The following is an 18,428-nucleotide window of genomic DNA, read 5'->3' as shown; positions in this document are numbered from 1 at the left end:
GACGGACTTGCCGCCGACTGATGAAAAACCGCTCACCGGCAGCGCAAGATCGTTCATGGTGGGTGTGGTCTCCGGGAAATTTCGGATCGGCTTAAGCAACCAAATCCTACGTCATTTCAACGGGCTTGCGCCCACATCCACCAACCCCCATGAACTTTTCAGGCTAGCAGAGAGGGTGCTTGCGGTGCACTCACTGACACGAGATCGCAAATGGAGGCGCGTGACCACCAGAACTGGCGACACCCATGGTGGTCCGCTGGACCCGCAGGAGGAACCACAAGGTGTCAGCGGGCAGAGCGCAAGCGAGTGCGTACTTCGATCTTTCTAGAAGCGCGCCGGCAGCCTGGGCGGGGGGCTTGGGGGTCAGACTGCCGGCGCACGCCACTCACGAAGAGCGGCCCCTTTTCGTGGTTCGAACGCCCATAGTCAACCCGGAAACGTCAGGATGCCCGCCATGTTACTTTCAGAGCGGCGCGACTTCGCCGTGGTGGACGATTCAGCCTAGGAGTAGCCACTCTCGTAGGCCGAGTTGATGCTCAAGCCAGCATCGCCTTGCCGAACTGGGAAGAGTTCGCCGTTAGTCCTTCGTCGCGAGCCGATGCCGTCGTGCACGTTTCGTAGCACTCCGGGCGGCTATATCGCTTTGTTGTTCGGCGAGCTGCGCCAGAAGGCATCGCATCAGATCGAATCAAGCGTCGACATCAGCCGCAAGCTTCACATCACAACAGCTAGTCCACCCATTGCAGATCATCCGACTGTTCAGGCGGCGTCCGAAATGTCCAACTCCGACTCAAGAATTCCCACAGGTATGGAAAGCGATTTCGCTATCCGATCCCGATAGCCCTTGCTGTACCTCAGACCTCGCTCGATGTTTTGGATTTCCTCAGCGGCCAGCCCGCACGCGACCGCCAGATCGTCGATCGAATATCCAAGGTGCTCGCGATAAGCGCGGACGATGTGGGTTCCCTGGGACATAGCCGTCAAGACTGGTTCGGGAATACGCGAATCCTTCATAAACATCTCCAAGAACTGGGAGCTCCCTCGGAGATTCCTCCCGAGGCGCACACCTAGCAAATAAAAAAAATGGTCGTCCATTCGGCCGAACCGGCCTCATGCAAGGGATGGGCCGCTGAATTGGCCGGGCCGGAATATGGCGGCTCACCTGCTTCTGATCAAGTATCAGGGCTGCCCGTGCTGAGAGCCTGGTCGGCGTAGCGCATGCGACCTACGATCCTTCGTGGACCATTCTCGCCGATGGACTTTCGGCACGGACACTGCTTCCTTCGGCAATCTCCACCGGCGAGGCAGCAAAAGACCCGCTCGTAACCGCTACCGAGTTTCGCAATTGCAGCAAACAATGGTCATCTGGTTTCATCCGGGCTTCGGATCCAGACAAGGGGTACCGCTTTCCTGGCGGCGCATCGCCACCTGTACAGGTTCACAATCATTCGACCGTGACCGATTTTGCGAGATTGCGCGGCTGGTCCACATCCGTCCCCATGAAGAGCGCCGTGTAATAGGCTAGAAGCTGTATCGGGAGCGAGAAGATCATTGGCGCGATAATCTCGTCGACAACCGGCAGCACGAGCGTGTGCATGGTTTCGAGTTTCGATACGGCTGCCCCTTTTTCATCGGTGATGAGGATAATCCGCCCTCCACGGGCAGCCACTTCCTGCATGTTGGAAACGGTCTTGTCGAAAAGACGGTCATGGGGCGCGATGACGATCACTGGCATGTTCTCGTCTATCAATGCGATCGGCCCGTGCTTCAATTCACCCGCTGCATAGCCCTCGGCATGGATGTAGGAAATCTCCTTGAGCTTCAGCGCACCTTCCATCGCTAGCGGGAAACTGGTGCCACGGCCGAGATACAGGACGTCACGACACTTTGACAGTTCGCGCGACAAGAACTCGATTTCCGGCTGGATGCTCTCGAGTACGTGGCCCATCACGCGCGGCAATTCGGCGAGGCTCCTGACGAGCTCCTGCAGCTCGTCTTCGGGGACGGTCCCGCGGGCTCTGGCGGCGCCGATGGCGAGTGCTGCTAGAACGGCAAGCTGGCAGGTAAAAGCCTTGGTAGAGGCGACGCCGATCTCCGGTCCGGCAAGGATCGGGAAAACCGTATCGGCCTCGCGAGCGATGGTCGATTCGCAGGCATTGACGATAGCGCCAATTTTCAGCCCACGCTCCTTGCAGTACCTCAATGACGCAAGCGTATCGGCGGTTTCGCCGGACTGCGAGATGAAAAGAGCCGCCGACTGCGGCGGCAACGGGATCTCGCGGTAACGGAATTCGGACGCAACGTCGATTTCAACCGTCAGGCGCGCATAGCGCTCGAACCAGTATTTTCCGATCAGTCCGGCGAAATAGGCGGTCCCGCAGGCAGAGATCGCCAAGCTCGGGACCTTGGCGAAATCAATGCCAGGAACCATGTCGCGACTGTCTATGATGTTAATGTAATGATGGAGAGCATGGGCTATGACCTCGGGCTGCTCGTAAATCTCCTTCTCCATGAAGTGGCGATGGTTGCCCTTGTTGGCGAGATCGGCCGCGGCCGTGGAGATATGGCGCGGACGCTCGACGGGACGGCCGTCGACATCGAAGATATGGGCGCCCGAATTGCCGACAACGGCCCAGTCGCCGTCGATGAGATAGGTAATTTCATTGGTGAAGGGAGCAAGGGCGATCGCGTCCGAGCCCAGGAACATCTCGCCGTCGCCGTGACCGATCGCGAGCGGTGGTCCGTTGCGCGCCGCCGTGATGGTCGACGGTTCATCTTCGAAGAGGATGGCAAGCGCATAAGCGCCCTTGACGCGTTTCAGCATGGCACGCGTGGCCTCTTGCGGCCTCATGCCCTCTCGGCGGTATCTTGCCAAGAGATGCCCAACGACCTCGGTGTCGGTGTCGGTCTGGAACTCGGCGCCATCCGCCGCCAATTCGTCCTTCAGCTCGGTGAAATTCTCGATGATGCCGTTATGGACTACGGCGACACCGTCGCTAAAGTGCGGGTGCGCATTGCGTTCGGTCGAGGCCCCGTGGGTTGCCCAACGCGTGTGGCCGATGCCGACGTTGCCGCTCAGCGGCTCTTCCTTCAGTCGCGTCTCGAGATTGACGAGCTTGCCCTCGGCGCGCCGGCGGTGCAAGGCACCCTCGATGATCGTCGCAACGCCGGCGGAATCATAGCCGCGATATTCCAAACCCTTCAACGCGCCGATCAACCGATCCGACACCGGCTGTTGCCCAACGATGCCAACAATCCCGCACATGTTCGTCTCCGCATCTTTGCGGGCAGCACCAGCCCACGCGAGACGGATACCCGTCTGGCCGCTTTAAGTGGCGGCCTTGTAGTAGAATTCCATAATATTGGTAAAATTGATTGTTGTGATAACTACCATCCACCCGATGGATAGGTCGGCCGCTGTGGAGCCACGACCCAAACTTCTATTCGCGCCTGACGCTCTTATGAGGATCGCAAACTCACACCCGCGGCAGGATCACGGCCTCGGAAAGGCCAGGAGGCCTTGGACAGTGGACGGACGACGGGCCTGCGACCCCTTGTCAGGCAGTCGGCATCTAGGAGCATGGTGCCGCCGACTTGGGCATCGGCGATGGTCTGTCTTGGCGACAGAGTTCGCTTCAGGACCGTCGTCGTCTCGCGCGGCTGCCAGTGTCAGTTGACGATAACAAAATGTCCGCCCGGGGGCGAGCGCCTCACGCACCGCACGTGCCAGCCGCGGTCGGTCCGGGACGCCGTCGAAGGCGTTGGCCGTGAAGACGAAACCGACGGGGCGCGACACCAGAGTAGCGAGTTCATAGCGCGTAGCCGGCGACCAATAGCAATTGGTCGCGCCGGCGCCGGTCAGCCGGCGGTGCGCGGCCTCCAGCTGGTCGGCGTAGTGCGACGACAGGCGGGCGATCGTGGCGATCGGCACAGCCGCCCCGCAACAGAGGTCGACCACCTCCATGCCCGGCTTCAGCCCGGTTGTCGCAAGCGCCATCTTCGCTGCGGTCGCGCTTGTCATGCTGCTCTTTCCTGGCCTTTGCAAGAACACGAACCTCGGCTTCGGTCGGAATGGCAATGTGGCGAAGGGCGACCCGATCTGCGTCAAGCTCATCGCCAGGGAAGAGGCGAATGATGGGCAGCCCCACTACCGCCTGATGACCACCGGCGGCCGCCGATGTTCCCAGCATTCGCGTTCCAAGGTCGGCATGTCGTGCTCCTCGCTGGCATAGCCGAGGCAGAAATAGCCGATCAGCGTCCATTCGGGCGGCGTGTCGAGAATTTCGGCCATCTCGGTCGCATCGAGGATCGACACCCAGCCCATGCCGATGCCCTCCGCCCGCGCCGCCACCCACAGTGTGTGCACTGCCATGACGGCCGAATAGTCGATGGTCGCCGCCATGGTCATGCGACCGAGCCCATGGCCTTGTCGGGTCGTGCGGTCGGCGAAGACCGCGAATTGACAGGGCGCCTCGTCGAGCCCGGCAAGCTTCAGCCGGGCATAGAGTGCGGCGCGCTCTCCCGAAAAGCGCGTGAGCGCCTCAGCATTGCAGCGCTCGAAGCAGTCTCTCACGGCAGTGCGCCGCTTGAGGCTCTCGACGACTACGAAGCGCCAGGGCTGGCTGAGGCCAACGGAGGGCGCAATGCTGGCGAGCTCGAGCAGGCGTTCCAGCGTACCCTCTGGCAGAGCCGTCGGCTCGAAGCGCCGCACATCCCTGCGCCAGCGCAGCAGCGTGATCAGCTCGGAGCGAAAATCGTCGGTGAAATCTGGAGTTGACGGCATGGCGGTCTCGTTAGGTATGGATTGGCATTAGGGAGTACAGTGTGGACAGCCTCTGCCTACGCTTGTTGCGTCCGACAATCGCGTCATGCGACCCCAACCGCAAACGATAGAAAAATCTTTCCTCGTGGGCGGCGCTATTACGATGCAATCGACCAAGCCAGTTTCGATCAGCTCGCACCGCGGTGAATCGTGTACCAGGCCGTTGCTAAATGCGCCATTGACACTCAGGCGCACCCGTATCGCTCACCAGGCCTCCGAATGCAGAGAACGTCGGCCTGGAACGCGGAGACGGCGACAGGCATCTCAGCTTGCATATGGTCGTTCCTGCCGCATCGCCTGCAACTCAGTTTGCTTCCGACCACGTCGGCCTCGACGTCCCCGAAGATTCCCCAGGTCATTCGGCAGATACCATCGTCTGACGTCATAGCGCCGCAGCGGACAGCACCAGCTGCCCAGTTTCATTTGGTGCATCGCTGAGCTTCCAGTCGCCACCGCAATTTCGTCTTCCACCAGCGTCAGGCCTGACCCAAATTGCAGCTCATCCCTCTCACAGTCAATTCGCGCTTGAATTATATGTTCTACTTTCGTTCGCTGTTCGGACGACACATTAGAAAGAGCTGGAATGGAATCTATCATCAGCCCTCGACAGCCGCCAAAGGTGGCCGCTATTCAAGCCCGCCGAAAAGTTTGGATGCCGTTCACAAGGGGAGAGCATTGGTGGGACCATGCCGGCGCCATCTACCGCTTTGTTCTTCTCGGGGAACATCGCCCGGGCCAGTGGTCTCAATCGTGACCGGAGAGTAAAAATAACTGACGCGCATCAGGGCTCGCGCACGTGGAACGCAATGAGCATCCCCAGTTACTGGCACATTCTACAATCAGCTACCAACTGACAAACGTATGGCAGGAGACGGATGAGACGTGGACGGTGTTCGACCGTCGTACCGCAGAGTCGCCATAAGTCGCATTTAGGAGGTCCTGATATTTGATGCAAATGGCTGGGAACGTTGCTCACCCTCAACTCGGAGGTGACCGTTACCATAAACAGCGGATGGGCTGGTGCCGTCATGAAGTTGGAGGGCGACTTGCCTCCTCTAGCCGTTTTCGCAACCTATTCCGTCGCCGTCTCGGTCAAGATCATAGATATCGGTGCCTACGACAGAGACCGGCCCGTGTACGTATGCGGGACCATTGCCCTTTCCGGAGGAACAGTCGACATCGCTGGCGATTGGAACACAGGCGCCTGTGTAGTTAGGGTCGCAGGATTCTTGGCCATGAGCGCTGCTGATGAAGGACGCCAGACCCAGAGCGACCGCGCCTAGACGATGAAACCGCATCAAACACCCGCCAGCTAACACCCAAGAAATCTTAGCGGGCATTTTAGCTCCATGCAATATTAGCGCTGGCTTGGGCGCCTATATATCACCACCAAGCTCCAAAGAGATAAGTTATTGCCCCACTGCAATGATCAAGATCGCGTTGAGGGTCGCGCGAGGCGGGCTACTTGATTTCGGTTTGGCAGATGCGTGGCCAAAGACCGACGCGTGCTGCCAGGCATATGCATCTTCGGCGGGGTTTGACTTTTGATATTGCTAGGCAGGAAAGTCGCTAGCTGTACAGACCAGCTTATTACCGAGGTCGAGAATCCTAGTACCGATCGGTGGTAGTGCATCCACAGCAGTCTGATTTGACAGCCGTCGTCGAGCCGGAGTTCGCATCGCCCTCTGCGGTGAGGCCTCCGTAAGCGTCTGCGACGACCGACAGAGTCGACAAGCACGCGCTTCGTTCAGCGCCCCGAGGTGATCATGGCTGAAAGCGGCCCTACAAGGGCGGCCGATAGTAGCCTTCAAGGCCTACAAGAGGCAAACACTGTGGAATCGTGTGCAGGGCGAGGTCGGCGGTCCCGAAGGAGCATAAGAAGAACAAGGCCGAATGGCTGAAGCCGGGACTGGTCCGCCGGTCACGAGGTCGGAGGGCGAAGAGAAGCTGCGCCTCGCGAGGCTACGGATTTCTGGGAGGATAACCAAAGAGCGCGGCCAGTCTTAGGTATATTGTACGATTGTTACCCAAGCGGCGGCCGCATGGACTCTCATCATCTTGGAACTACATTGCCAGAATGGCACAGCTCTTTGAATCCGCCCCAATGAGCGCTTCATTTCAGATGATCGTGGACCACTATGAGACAGCGGTTTCACTCCAGGAGCGCATTGTAACTCGCGCTCGACAAGTCGGCTTGGCGACCAAAAGCGATGACGAATTTCTGGAGCATCTGAATGCCGCGTTAGAGCGGGTGCGCCAAAGCTTGGCTCGGGCCGATTAACGTAATTGATTAAAAAATGGGACATCCGCGGTCGGCAGGCATACAGTGTGCCATCGACGGCAACTCTAAGGGCGTCCGTCGGCTGTGAGCGATCAACATGCTTCCGCCCCAATAGGGAGAGGGAGCTATGACAGACTCCAGTTCACAAACTCACACTGCCGCGCAACGCGACACCGGCCAAAATTCGATCTATCGCAATTCGCTGCTGCTTCGAATGTGCTCGGCAGATTTGGCATTGCTGCAACCTCATTTCGAAAGCGTCTCCCTTGGGCTGAAGACGCATCTCGAAGTGGCGGGGTCACCAATCAGCACCGTGTACTTCTTCGAGAGCGGTCTCGGGTCAGTGGTGGGCGAGCTGCGGCCTGGTATCGAAGCTGAGATCGGAATCATTGGTTGTGAGGGCATGACCGGCACAGCGCTTATCATGGGCGATGACCGGTCAACGCACGATTGTTACGTCCAATTAGAAGCCCGAGCCTTTGTTATCGACGCGGGCCTCTTCACCAAGGCGCTTCTGACAAGCCCAACCTTGCGAACCTTTCTGCTCCGCTACGTTCACTACTTTCACCTCCAGGCAAGCTTCACCGCGCTCAGCAATGCCCGGATGAACATAGTCGACAGGCTCTCAAGATGGCTGGTGATGTGTGATGATCGCGTCGACGGGAACAGCTTTGCGATTACGCACGAGTTCTTATCAGTTATGCTCGGTGTCAGGCGGCCCGGCGTCACCATAGCGCTGCAAACCTTGGAGGGCCAAGGTCTGATACGCTCAATGCGAGGAGAGGTAGTCATTCTTGATCGCGCGCGTCTAATTGCGCTGGCAGATGGGTCATATGGCAGGGCCGAAGCCGAATACGCTCGGCTAGTCGGCAAACTGCATTGATCGCAGGCGCCGCGGCGTCCGTAGCGCCGCGACGGTGATCGCCAACGAATGTGCTCGAACAGGAGATGGTCGATCTCCTGCATTGGAGTCACGTAAGCCGCCTAGACAGAGCCTTCACCGCCGACGTTGCCGAGCATCGGGATCCAAGACGAAGCTGTCATGCCGGCACCGCTGCATGCGCCGCGCGAGGAACAAACCGCCCCTCGCCTTCGTTCAGGATCCCGAAGCACGATACGGCTGTGCACCACCTTCCGGCCACTCAAAGGAGACCCGAGACGACTTGGTCCGTAAAGGAGGTTTCGAAGAGCATCTGAGGCTTCGCGCGGCAGGCGATATCGAGGAGGATCTCTTGGGCGCACTGCCATCTAACCTCGATTAAACAGGCACTGATGCGCTGGCTGGAGCAATGGCGAGACTCATTGCACCAGCCAAGTTCAGGGCATGTGCAGACAACCGCTTTTGGCCCGGAACAGATCGATTGGCGGCATAGCCTTATCTTCCCTCACAACGGGAAGGCTGTTTCGGGCCTTTTCGAAATCAGCGGATCACAGGCTCGCCATGGAAGCGGCGGCGCGATGGAGGAGAAACGCCGAAGCCAACTTCCATCATCAGCCGTGGCCTGTGCGACGGCACGGTGCCCATATGGAACCCGAACGGATCCTCGACGAAACCGAAACCGGCCTTGCCGGTCAGCGTGACCGGACTCTGCTTGCCGTAGACGTCCAGAACCTCTTGCGCTGGATGGCCGACGACAAGCGTAAATTGGTGCTTGAGGGCGCGGCGATCATGGCTGCCGCGAACATAGATATGCGGGCCGGTCCCCTCGTCGACGGGCACCAGATAGAAAAAGAACTTCAGCATCCGCCAGTCGTCCAGGTCGAAGTGGTATTTGCCGAGCGAAGCCAGGTTCTTGTCCGCGTCCGACGCCTGGCCGGTCGGGAAGCTCCACCAGACGCGCGTCGTGATCAGCGTCGCCTGGCCGCCGAGATAGTGCGCCGCGATATCCATGAGCAGCGGATCGTTTTGGATGGCAACGGCCGACTTACAGCCCAGAATGCGCTCGAAATAATGGCCGCTGAGCAACGGACGGCCAAATCGCGCCTCAGCCTCCGCATGCTCCGCCGGCATGAACTCGAGTCGGCGATCGAAATTGCCGAAACAAGGTGTGCACCTGGCGAATGCGGCTACATCTTCAGCCACCATTGCAGGCAGGACAAGGCCGGGAAAAAGCCCATCCATCCGCAGCGCGTCGACAACGTCGTGGCAATTGACACCGGCAAACATCGTGTCCTGGGCTCTTTGCGGCCTTCGGACCGGCTTTGCACCACGCCAGTGCATTCTCCGTGCCGGCATGGTGCGCGCCAACATGAACATGGGCAGCCACGCCGGGTTCTCGCGAATATCCGACAGGTAGGTCGGAATGCGTACGGCTATGCGACGCAGCATGCTGCCGTTTCGCGCGATTGTCTCAAGGCTTGCAGCGCCGGCTTTGTCGGAGTTCATAACGGTCATCGGGGTCCTCAGGTCATGAATGCACTTATCGACGAAGTTGGGTCCCGGTGTTTCGCCGAAACCCGATTCGCCGCGGAAGAACTAGGCGCTTGCCACGTTTTGTGCAACGCACCATTGCAGTGAGAAAATGGAGGTTGCGCGTTCGTATAAGACAATCGCAACCACTCCAATTACCTCAGGAACTGTCTGTAGCCGCCGCCCATCAGGTAGCGGCCGCGTTGGATGGCGCGACGTACCTGATCGCGAAGATGGCCGCCTGGATGACGCCAATCTTCTTCGACACGGCGTCTCCCGAACAAGGCAATGGCGACCTCCTGATGAGATGCTCCCGCCAGCGAGCCATCCAAAGCCTGCAGTACAATACGCAGACGCGCTCCGCGGTGTTCCGGCGGAAAGCAAGCAGCTGACACGCGGCGGCAATCATTGATGTCGTTCAGGAACTGAAGGGCAGCGACATGGAACTTGAGGTGCTGCGGCTGAAGGATCGCGTCGACATATAGCCGCAACGGGCGGAGGACGGACGCACCGGAAACGGCGATCTGCAGACTCCGGCAGTTCTCCCTCAGCAGCACGTGCTGCATGCCCGCAGCTGTCAGCAGGATGTCCTTGCAGCATGAGAGCGAAGAAAGGTGAAGCGGTTCAAAATCGTGGTCGAGCCCCAGCGGCTCCGCGGCCGCTCGTAGAATACAGGCGCAATCGCGCGGATCCCAAAAGACCCTCGCCGATGTAGCGTCCGACTGTGGCGCGTCCGCGAAAAAGGAGGCTCCATTGTCTTAGGAAAGCTGATTCTGTCGTCAACTCGATTATCTTCATGTCGGCCTGGGTTCCGACAAAGCAGGCGGACGGTGCCATTTTGGCGTGGTCGCGCTGGAATTGTGGATTGCGCCGAAGAAACTCCCAGGCCCAGCCAGTGCGTGGCAATCGTCTGGCGTAGTGGTAAGCGTCCTGGCGACGCCAGTCCGGCCAGCATACAAGGCCGACCGTCGCTTCCTTGGACAAACCAGCATCCTTCATGGCACAGGTGTCCACAATGGCGCTATGCTGACGGGCCTAGAACCGGTTGCCACAGTACCGGTCCGCTCAGACGTCCCCTGCTGCGGATGCGCAAAAGGCTCGCGTGGGAAATCTCGAGAAACCCAGCCACCGCCTCCGTTTTGCCGACGCACTTGGGTTCTCCGATGCGCGACAATGGCCACGTAGCAAGGCGGAGGATCCGCTCCATGCGCGTGTCCGTCACCGTTACGATCCGGGTCAGATCCTTGGCCAAGCCGAACTCGATCATGCCCGCGAAGAGCTCGTAGGTCGCCTGGGCCAGCCCGCCCGCTGCCTTGGGCGCCGACGGAGGAAGATCGAGCGCGAAACGACTGCTCTCCCATATGTCGGTGGTCGAGGGCACGACGTCAGCACCCAGCAGCACCGGGAAGGTGTCGCGCAACATTGTGGGTCCGGTGCTGGGCAAAAGACGCACGCAACCGCGAATTCGCCAGTCGGATCCTTTGAGGAGCAGATAGACAGGCTTGAGAGCATCAAACGGATCGGATTCCATCTGGTCTTCGGTATCAACTTCCCAATCGAGCCTTTCCTTGAACACCCGAAACCTGAGCCCGTGCATCTCTTTGAGCTCGCCTGCAAAATCACTGTAAAAGTCTGGTGCTATCAGTTGCATCATGGTCGCCTCCATGTGGGATGTGTTCCCGCCATCGAAGGGCAAAGCTGACAGCGATGCAGCCTGTAGAGGTTTACAGGTATCGTGGCTGAGAATCAGGATCTCGTCAGGCCGGAGGCAGCCATTCGTGCAACGGCTTGGTTGATCGTTCGAACGCCAAACTTTGCCTTGGCGTTTTCCAGATGAAAGGTCACGGTGCGCTTTGAGACGCCGAGAAGCTGGCTAGTATCCCAAGCCGACTTGCCGCGCGCCGCCCATTTCAGGCACTCGAACTCCCGCGGGGTGAGCGTTACACCATCCACCACGCGATGATCGGCGAGCCTTCGCCGGACATGGATATGAAAGTTGATGGCCACCAGCTGCAATGCTTTTTCGTAACGTGCCAGTGACCGCAACAGAGGCGGACGGGACTCGTCGGAAGCAAAGGTCAGGGCAGCAAACCGGCCGAGATGATCATGCATGGACATCGTCAGGCCGCCGCAGATGCCAAACTCAGCCGCACTCTCTAGAATTTGTTGCTGCGAATTCGGCAGACCGTGCCGAGCGCGATCCACACCCCAATCGAATGTATCCCAGCCTTGCAGCCCGCGCAGGATGACCGGATCGAGACTGTGGTACCGCTGTTGCAGATAACGTGACGTCCAGGATGAAGGATAGTTTGAAATCAATTGGGGGGCGTCGCCGGAGGCTGACGGGTAGGTGAAATAGGCGAATAGCGGGAAGTCGAAGCCGGCTGCAGCGGAGACCATTGCCTCACAGAGATCGGCAGCATCAACACTTGCAGACAGTTGCTCGACGAAGTTCTCAAACACGCGATGCATGTGTCCTGTGCGTAACCTCCGTAACGCTCAATGCCAGGCAGAGACCTTGTTTTAGATGATCCCGGACGAATACGGCGCGTGCCGAGAACGTGGCTAATCTGTTGAACCAATCCGAAATAGTCTGACGTTGTCTATGAGCCGTGTGCCGCCGAGCCAGGCGGCGGCAAGCAACCGTGCCGGTCGATCGAGGCTTGTTATCGGGTGCAGATCTGCCTCATCGCGAAGTTCCAGGTATTCGACCTCGCGATAGCCTGCAGCCAGAATTGCTGCGCGAGATTCTGCAAGCGTTGGCAGGATGGGTGAGCCGCGCTCAAGCCGCTCAGCCGTCTTGAGCAGGACCGATGATAGCTTGGGAGCAACAGCGCGTTCCGCTGGCGAGAGCCGCACATTGCGCGATGATAGCGCAAGACCGTCGGCTTCACGGACTGTCGGACAGGCAACAATGGTGATTGGAATATCCAGATCCCGGGCCATGCGCCTGACCAGGTGAATTTGCTGAAAGTCCTTTTCGCCAAAGAAGCCGAAGTCAGCGCTGGTCTGCAGGAAGAGCTTGGCGACGACGGTCGCCACGCCGTCGAAATGCCCCGGCCGGAATGTACCGCACAGGCCTTCGCTGACACCGCAAACCGAAACGGTGGTGGCGAAGCCCGCCGGATACATCTCCTCTGCATCTGGCGCATAAAGCAGGTGCGCGCCAACCGGTGCCAGTTTGGCGGCATCCTCGTCCTCGGTGCGGGGATACGCGGCAAGATCGGCCTGGCTGTTGAATTGCTTCGGGTTGACGAAGAGCGTCACTATCACACGGTCTGCCTTCTCGAGTGCAGCGCGCACCAGGCTGAGATGGCCCTCATGCAGGACGCCCATCGTTGGCACCAGGGCTATCCTCACACCTTCGCAGCGCCATGCGGCGACGCTTTCGCGAAGCTGGTCAACGCTCCTGACGATCGGCACGCTCACGCTGCTTCTCCGCTCTTGGTGGCGTCCGTGTCGGCGGGCTTGGGCGCATCGGCAAACACGTGCTCTGCGGCGGGAAACTGGCGCTCCTTCACCTCGCGCGCATAGGAAGCGATCGCAGCCGCGGCCGCCTCCCGGAGTTCAGCATAGCGCTTGACGAACTTGGGCCGGAAGTCGCCGAAGAGGCCCAGCATGTCGTCGACGACGAGAATCTGGCCGTCACAGGCTGCCGAGGCACCGATGCCAATGGTCGGGGTCGCCACCTCCTTGGTGATCCGGCGGGCGAGCGCCTCAGGAACCTTCTCCAGGACGACCGCAAAGGCGCCCGCCTCGCCCACCGCAATTGCGTCGCGCCTGATGCGCTCGGCATCCCCGCCCCTGCCCTGTACGCGGTAGCCACCGATGGTGTTGATGGCCTGCGGCGTCAATCCGACATGGGCCATGACGGGCACGCCGCGTGCGGCGAGGAAGCCGATCGTCTCTGCCATCGCTTCGCCGCCTTCCAGCTTGACGGCCGTGCAGCCGGTCTCGGCCATGACGCGCGCGGCATTGCGGAAAGCCTGCTCTGGGCTTTCCTCGTAGGAACCGAACGGCAGGTCGACCACCATCAGCGCCTGCTTGATGCCACGGCGCACCGCCTGGCCGTGCGTGATCATCATCTCCAGCGTGACACCGAGCGTCGAGGGCAGGCCGTGGAGAACCATGCCGACGCTGTCGCCGACGAGCACCACATCACAATGGGGATCGACAAGCCGGGCGACTGGGGTGGTGTAGGCGGTAAGGCAGACGAGCGGCGTCCCACCTTTGCGCGAACGAATATCCGGCGGTGTGATCGCCCTGGTGTCACCATAAGCGCTCATGGGACCCTCCTTCCCCTACGTTACCAGCTGCGGCTGTCGCCTTTGGCACATTTTTGTGCAGGTGCGAAGAGCAAAAAAATGGCCATGCAGCTGCGGGGTGTTGACGTGCCAATTGGCACGCTTACACTAAATCGATTAAGGTGCCCCCGAGTTGGCCAAATAATGGACGATCAGGCAATAGGACTCAGGAAAGACAGAGCCGCGGGCAAAGCCGACAACGTCAAAGTGGACTTGATCGCCTTTGTGGTCGCCGTAAACGGCAGTCAACCCTGTGTCCTCACCATCGGCCAGGCGGACACCTTGCCCTCCGGTCCCTTTGCGCTTGAGCACCGATCGCTGCAATCCGGCTTGAGGGGGTGGGTCGAGCAGCAAACCGGCCATCGGCTGGGGTACATTGAGCAACTCTACACGTTCGCGGATCGGGATCGCATCGGCGCCGAGCGCCAGCAGCGCGTCATCTCCATCAGCTATCTCGCATTGACGCGCAAGGAACAGGCAGCGGGCTCGCCCAAGTGCGGATGGCAGAGTTGGTATGAATATTTTCCATGGGAGGACCACCGCTCCGGCACGCCTGCGGTCGTGCTGGACGTTCTGCGGCCGCGCCTGATCGAATGGGCAAACGGGGTTGGCGATTCGGCCACGCGACGTGAACGCTGGCAGCGGGCGACGATAGCCTTTGGCTTCGACGACCGCCTTTGGAACGAGGAACTCACGCTTCAACGCTATGAGTTAGTCTACGAAGCAGGCCTGGTCCAAGAGGCCGTAAGAGGGCGGGACGCAGGACCCCCGCCGCTGGTGCCCAGCAAGTCCATGGTCGCCGATCATCGCCGCATCGTGGCGACCGGCATTGCGCGGCTGCGCTCCAAGATCAAATACCGCCCAGTCGTCTTTGAGCTGATGCCGCCGGTCTTCACGCTTTTGCAGCTGCAGCGAACCGTGGAGGCGCTCGCCGGCAGGCTCATCCACAAGCCGAACTTTCGCCGACTGATCGAACAGCAGGAGCTGGTCGAGGAGACCGGAGAGGCCACCACTGAGACCGGCGGCCGGCCAGCGAAGCTTTTCCGTTTCCGCCACGCCGTTCTCGACGATAGGCTCATCGCCGGGACAAAATTGCCGCTGGCGCGGGGTTGACATCCCTTATACTCACAGCAAGTATATGCTGGTTATTTTCAGTTAGAGTATAAGCGGGAGGGGGTCTATGGGCGCCATGCTGCCTACGGCCGCGTTGCTCTACGAGCGCGTCCGACGAGTGATCCCGCCGATCGAATGGCCGGCTTTCGCCGAGGATATCGAGGCGATCCTTGCGCTGAAGCGCGAGCGCAACGCGATCATCCTGGCGCACAACTATCAGACGCCCGAGATCTTCCACTGCGTGGCCGACATCGTCGGCGACAGCTTGGCACTAGCCCGCACGGCCGCGACGGTCGAGGCGCAAGTCATCGTGCTGGCCGGCGTCCATTTCATGGCCGAAACGGCCAAGCTCCTTAATCCGGGCAAGACCGTGCTCATTCCGGATCTCAGCGCCGGTTGCTCGTTGGCGGACTCAATCACGGCAGAAGACGTGCGCTTGATGCGCCAGCGTTATCCCGGCGTTCCGATCATCACTTATGTAAATACGTCCGCCGAAGTGAAGGCCGAGTCGGATATCTGCTGTACATCCGGCAACGCCAAGGCGGTCGTCGAATCCCTTGGGGTTCCCCGGGTGATCATGTTGCCGGACGAATATCTGGCCCAGAATATCGCCGCCCAGACAGATGTGCAGATCATCGCCTGGAAAGGGCGTTGCGAGGTGCATGAGCGCTTTACACCGGCCGACATTCGCGAGTTGCGCGAAAGCCATCCCGGCGTGGTCGTGCTCGCCCATCCCGAATGCCCGCCCGACGTCGTGGCTGAAGCCGATTTTTCCGGCTCGACGGCTGCCATGTCCGACTATGTCGAAAGGCAAAGGCCGCCACGTGTCGTGCTGATGACGGAATGCTCAATGAGCGACAACGTCGCGTTAGCGCACCCAGAGGTCGAGTTCATCCGGCCCTGCAATTTGTGCCCGCATATGAAGCGGATCACGCTTGCCAACATCCGCACGGCGCTCGAGCAGAACCACCATGTCGTAACCGTCGAACCCGGGATCGCCGGGCGCGCGCGGCTAGCGGTCGAACGGATGCTGGCAGTTTGAGCGCCGACCCCCGCAGCTTCTTCGGGCGGCCCATCATCATCGGCGGCGGCATCGCCGGACTGATGACCGCGCTTCAACTGTCGCCGGAGCCGGTGCTTCTTCTGTCAAGGTCGCTGCTGGGAGCTGACAACTCGAGCACCTGGGCCCAGGGGGGCCTGGCTGCAAGTTTCGGCGAAGACGACGATCCGGCAATGCACCTGGCCGATACGGTTGCCGCCGGGGATGGTCTCTGCGACAGAGCCGTGGCGAGCCGCATCCTCCAAGCCGCGCCCAAGGCCATAGAGGGGCTTGCGGGCTTTGGGGTTCGCTTTGACCGCACGCCGGAAGGATCACTGTTCCTCGGATTGGAGGCCGCACACAGCCGACGTCGCATCGTTCATGCGCATGGGGACGGCACCGGGCGTGAGATCATGCGTGCGCTGATCGCGGCTGTGCGTTCCACTCCGTCGATAGTTGTCGTGGAGGGCGTGGAAGCGCGCCGGCTCGCCGTGCGAGAGAATGCGATCCGAGGCGTCTGGGCGAGCTGTTCGATCGCACCTTTCTTCTTCGGCTCACGGCGGGTCGTCCTCGCCACCGGTGGCATCGGGGGACTGTTTTTCGACACCACGAACCCTTGGGGCAGTTGCGGACAAGGCCTTGCGCTTGCGGCCCGCGCTGGAGCTGTCCTAGCCGACCTCGAATTCATCCAGTTCCACCCGACCGCGCTTGACGGCCCAGAACGCCCAATGGCGCTGGTCAGCGAGGCTGTGCGAGGCGAAGGTGCTGCCCTGATCGATGAAACCGGCCAGGCTTTTCTCCAGAGCGTGCCAGGGGCGGAACTTGCGCCTCGCGATGTCTTGGCCCGCGCCGTGTGGAACCACCTTGCGGACGGCCACCATGTTTTTCTCGATGCCCGACAACGGCCAGGCCCGGCATTCGCTCGACATTTCCCGACAATCGCATCAGCCTGCCTTGGAGCCGGCATCAATCCCGCGCGCGATCTCATCCCCATTCGTCCGGCCCAACACTACCACATGGGTGGCGTTGCCGTGGACAGCTCGGGCAGGACCTCCGTCAAGGGGCTGTGGGCCTGCGGCGAAGTCGCTTCGACAGGACTGCATGGCGCCAACAGGCTCGCCAGCAATTCTTTGACCGAGGCAATCGTGTGCGCCCGCTGGGTCGCTGAAAGCGTCGCCGGAACGCCTGCGCGCAGAACAAGGCCTGCGTTTGCGAACGTTTACCCACCGCCCGCTCCGATAGCCGTGCGCGTTTTTCTGTCGCGCGCACTCGGCATCGTCCGGGATGGTCAAGCGTTGAAAGCAGCCGCGCGTGCCTTATTGCCGCTCGCCGAAAGCAAGGATGCGGTCTCGGATCCGGCGGCTGTCGGGCTAATGATTGCTGTTGCCGCCTTGTTGCGCGAAGAAAGCCGCGGCGCTCATTACCGGACAGATTTTCCTCATCATGCGACTGCCGCCCGACGGTCCGAAATCACGCTCGAAGCCGCCTTGGCGGCTGCGCGGGAACTCGGACACTCGCCAAGCTCCGAAGGTGCAAAGTGATGATGCTCTCACCGCTCCCCACAGTCCTGCTTGAGCCGCTTGTACGGGCATCTCTTCTTGAAGACCTTGGCAGAGCCGGCGACTTGACCACGGACGCCATCGTCCCGAAGGAATACCAAGCGGGAACCGTGTTGGTGGCGCGACAGTCCGGAGTTGTCGCCGGCATCGATCTGGCGATGCTCGCTTTCGGCATGATTGATCCTGGTGTCCAAATCTCCGTGGAGCGGACAGACGGCTGCAATGTCGTGGATGGAGAGGTCATTGCATCAGTGGTTGGCCCGGCCCGAGCCATTCTCACAGCGGAAAGGACGGCACTCAATTTTTTGTGCCATCTGAGCGGCATCGCCACAGCAACGGCATCGATCGTCGCTGCGGTTCGTGGATATGGCGCGAAGATCGTCTGCACCCGCAAGACAACGCCCGGATTGCGGGCAGTCGAAAAGTATGCCGTGCGCGCAGGTGGCGGGTCCAATCACCGCTTCGGCCTGGACGATGCAATTTTGATCAAGGACAACCACATCGCCATCGCAGGCGGCGTCCGGCCAGCGCTCGAGCGAGCACGAAGAGCGGCCGGTCATCTCGTCAAGATCGAAGTCGAAGTCGATACTCTGGCCCAGCTGGAGGAGGTACTTGGCTTCGCTCCCGATGCGGTTCTGCTCGACAACATGTCCCTCCCCGATCTTCGCCGCGCCGTCGCAATGGTCGGTGGCCGCGCTATCACCGAGGCTTCTGGCGGGATCACGTCGCATACAGCGCGAGCGGTTGCCGCGACCGGCGTTGATCTGATTTCGGTCGGCCGACTCATCCACAGCGCGCCGATCCTGGATATCGGCCTCGACCATCGGGGCTCATGATTGTCTGAGTAACGAACAGGATTGGGTCAACTGTCCTTTCCGATCATCATAGTCAGATAGCAAA

At 60.3% G+C, this 18,428-nt stretch carries 16 protein-coding genes; 5 read left to right on the top strand and 11 right to left on the bottom strand.

What is annotated here, in order from left to right; all coding sequences use genetic code 11:
- Window positions 1-759: 759 nt before the first annotated feature.
- From NKK50_RS30160 to bluB, 4 genes are all read right to left on the bottom strand, one after another.
- Window positions 760-1,014 carry a helix-turn-helix domain-containing protein gene (locus tag NKK50_RS30160; RefSeq protein ID WP_031197535.1) on the bottom strand — a complete coding sequence of 85 codons (255 nt, stop codon included), beginning with the start codon at window positions 1,012-1,014 and terminating at the stop codon, window positions 760-762.
- A gap of 430 nt (window positions 1,015-1,444) precedes the next feature.
- Entirely contained in the window at window positions 1,445-3,265 is a 1,821-nt protein-coding gene (glmS, locus tag NKK50_RS30155; RefSeq protein WP_352512941.1) for a glutamine--fructose-6-phosphate transaminase (isomerizing), read from the bottom strand.
- 228 nt (window positions 3,266-3,493) lie between these two features.
- Window positions 3,494-4,021, bottom strand: a complete 528-nt coding sequence (locus NKK50_RS30150) for a class I SAM-dependent methyltransferase (protein ID WP_156940739.1) — start codon at window positions 4,019-4,021, stop codon at window positions 3,494-3,496.
- A 126-nt stretch (window positions 4,022-4,147) separates the two neighbouring features.
- On the bottom strand, window positions 4,148-4,783 hold the full coding sequence (gene bluB / locus NKK50_RS30145; RefSeq protein WP_352512939.1) for a 5,6-dimethylbenzimidazole synthase: 636 nt from the start codon (window positions 4,781-4,783) through the stop codon (window positions 4,148-4,150).
- Window positions 4,784-7,230: 2,447 nt separating this feature from the next.
- Here bluB and NKK50_RS30140 point away from each other — a divergent pair.
- Window positions 7,231-7,986 (top strand): Crp/Fnr family transcriptional regulator, encoded by a 756-nt coding sequence (locus NKK50_RS30140; RefSeq protein WP_352544304.1) that lies wholly within the window; start codon window positions 7,231-7,233, stop codon window positions 7,984-7,986.
- A 537-nt stretch (window positions 7,987-8,523) separates the two neighbouring features.
- On the opposite strand, the gene NKK50_RS30135 is transcribed toward NKK50_RS30140, so the two are convergent.
- From NKK50_RS30135 to panB, 7 genes are all read right to left on the bottom strand, one after another.
- Window positions 8,524-9,498: a hypothetical protein gene (locus NKK50_RS30135; RefSeq protein ID WP_352512937.1), complete on the bottom strand. Its 975-nt coding sequence runs from the start codon at window positions 9,496-9,498 to the stop codon at window positions 8,524-8,526.
- Window positions 9,499-9,668: 170 nt separating this feature from the next.
- The gene (locus tag NKK50_RS30130) at window positions 9,669-10,079 is read right to left on the bottom strand and encodes a DUF2285 domain-containing protein (protein ID WP_023673629.1); all 411 of its coding nucleotides are present in this window, start codon (window positions 10,077-10,079) and stop codon (window positions 9,669-9,671) included.
- A gap of 58 nt (window positions 10,080-10,137) precedes the next feature.
- Complete coding sequence (locus NKK50_RS30125) at window positions 10,138-10,512, bottom strand: transcriptional regulator domain-containing protein (RefSeq protein ID WP_352498917.1); 375 nt, start codon at window positions 10,510-10,512, stop codon at window positions 10,138-10,140.
- A gap of 22 nt (window positions 10,513-10,534) precedes the next feature.
- Complete coding sequence (locus NKK50_RS30120) at window positions 10,535-11,167, bottom strand: acyl-homoserine-lactone synthase (RefSeq protein ID WP_023707030.1); 633 nt, start codon at window positions 11,165-11,167, stop codon at window positions 10,535-10,537.
- Between the two features lie 92 nt (window positions 11,168-11,259).
- The gene (locus NKK50_RS30115) at window positions 11,260-11,985 is read right to left on the bottom strand and encodes a LuxR family transcriptional regulator (protein ID WP_352544303.1); all 726 of its coding nucleotides are present in this window, start codon (window positions 11,983-11,985) and stop codon (window positions 11,260-11,262) included.
- 93 nt (window positions 11,986-12,078) lie between these two features.
- Window positions 12,079-12,942 (bottom strand): pantoate--beta-alanine ligase, encoded by an 864-nt coding sequence (gene panC / locus NKK50_RS30110; protein WP_023740408.1) that lies wholly within the window; start codon window positions 12,940-12,942, stop codon window positions 12,079-12,081.
- The gene (panB, locus tag NKK50_RS30105; RefSeq protein WP_023707031.1) at window positions 12,939-13,799 is read right to left on the bottom strand and encodes a 3-methyl-2-oxobutanoate hydroxymethyltransferase; all 861 of its coding nucleotides are present in this window, start codon (window positions 13,797-13,799) and stop codon (window positions 12,939-12,941) included. Before panB ends, panC begins: the two co-directional genes overlap by 4 nt.
- A gap of 162 nt (window positions 13,800-13,961) precedes the next feature.
- Here panB and NKK50_RS30100 point away from each other — a divergent pair, with 162 nt between their 5' ends.
- The 4 genes from NKK50_RS30100 to nadC all read left to right on the top strand — a co-directional run bounded on the left by NKK50_RS30100 (window position 13,962) and on the right by nadC (window position 18,364).
- Window positions 13,962-14,930 (top strand): NUDIX hydrolase, encoded by a 969-nt coding sequence (locus tag NKK50_RS30100; protein ID WP_023673634.1) that lies wholly within the window; start codon window positions 13,962-13,964, stop codon window positions 14,928-14,930.
- Between the two features lie 67 nt (window positions 14,931-14,997).
- Entirely contained in the window at window positions 14,998-15,972 is a 975-nt protein-coding gene (gene nadA / locus NKK50_RS30095; protein WP_352544302.1) for a quinolinate synthase NadA, read from the top strand.
- Entirely contained in the window at window positions 15,969-17,510 is a 1,542-nt protein-coding gene (locus NKK50_RS30090) for an L-aspartate oxidase (protein ID WP_352544301.1), read from the top strand. The genes nadA and NKK50_RS30090 overlap by 4 nt, the downstream gene beginning before the upstream one ends.
- The gene (gene nadC / locus NKK50_RS30085; protein WP_352544300.1) at window positions 17,510-18,364 is read left to right on the top strand and encodes a carboxylating nicotinate-nucleotide diphosphorylase; all 855 of its coding nucleotides are present in this window, start codon (window positions 17,510-17,512) and stop codon (window positions 18,362-18,364) included. Before NKK50_RS30090 ends, nadC begins: the two co-directional genes overlap by 1 nt.
- Window positions 18,365-18,428 lie beyond the last annotated feature (64 nt).

Origin of the sequence: Mesorhizobium sp. M0001, from assembly GCF_040324255.1 — a bacterium.
Lineage (GTDB): Bacteria > Pseudomonadota > Alphaproteobacteria > Rhizobiales > Rhizobiaceae > Mesorhizobium.
The sequence above is the reverse complement of the archived record's forward strand: the minus strand, read 5'-3'. Positions and strand labels throughout refer to the sequence as shown.

Coding starts and splice junctions, on each gene's coding strand:
- NKK50_RS30160 (WP_031197535.1), bottom strand. CDS start 1,014: ATGAAGGATTCGCGTATTCCCGAACCAGTCTTGACGGCTATGTCCCAG.
- glmS (WP_352512941.1), bottom strand. CDS start 3,265: ATGTGCGGGATTGTTGGCATCGTTGGGCAACAGCCGGTGTCGGATCGG.
- panB (WP_023707031.1), bottom strand. CDS start 13,799: ATGAGCGCTTATGGTGACACCAGGGCGATCACACCGCCGGATATTCGT.
- NKK50_RS30140 (WP_352544304.1), top strand. CDS start 7,231: ATGACAGACTCCAGTTCACAAACTCACACTGCCGCGCAACGCGACACC.
- nadA (WP_352544302.1), top strand. CDS start 14,998: ATGGGCGCCATGCTGCCTACGGCCGCGTTGCTCTACGAGCGCGTCCGA.
- NKK50_RS30115 (WP_352544303.1), bottom strand. CDS start 11,985: ATGCATCGCGTGTTTGAGAACTTCGTCGAGCAACTGTCTGCAAGTGTT.
- NKK50_RS30120 (WP_023707030.1), bottom strand. CDS start 11,167: ATGATGCAACTGATAGCACCAGACTTTTACAGTGATTTTGCAGGCGAG.
- NKK50_RS30135 (WP_352512937.1), bottom strand. CDS start 9,498: ATGACCGTTATGAACTCCGACAAAGCCGGCGCTGCAAGCCTTGAGACA.
- bluB (WP_352512939.1), bottom strand. CDS start 4,783: ATGCCGTCAACTCCAGATTTCACCGACGATTTTCGCTCCGAGCTGATC.
- NKK50_RS30100 (WP_023673634.1), top strand. CDS start 13,962: ATGGACGATCAGGCAATAGGACTCAGGAAAGACAGAGCCGCGGGCAAA.
- NKK50_RS30150 (WP_156940739.1), bottom strand. CDS start 4,021: ATGACAAGCGCGACCGCAGCGAAGATGGCGCTTGCGACAACCGGGCTG.
- NKK50_RS30125 (WP_352498917.1), bottom strand. CDS start 10,512: ATGAAGGATGCTGGTTTGTCCAAGGAAGCGACGGTCGGCCTTGTATGC.
- NKK50_RS30130 (WP_023673629.1), bottom strand. CDS start 10,079: ATGCAGCACGTGCTGCTGAGGGAGAACTGCCGGAGTCTGCAGATCGCC.
- nadC (WP_352544300.1), top strand. CDS start 17,510: ATGATGCTCTCACCGCTCCCCACAGTCCTGCTTGAGCCGCTTGTACGG.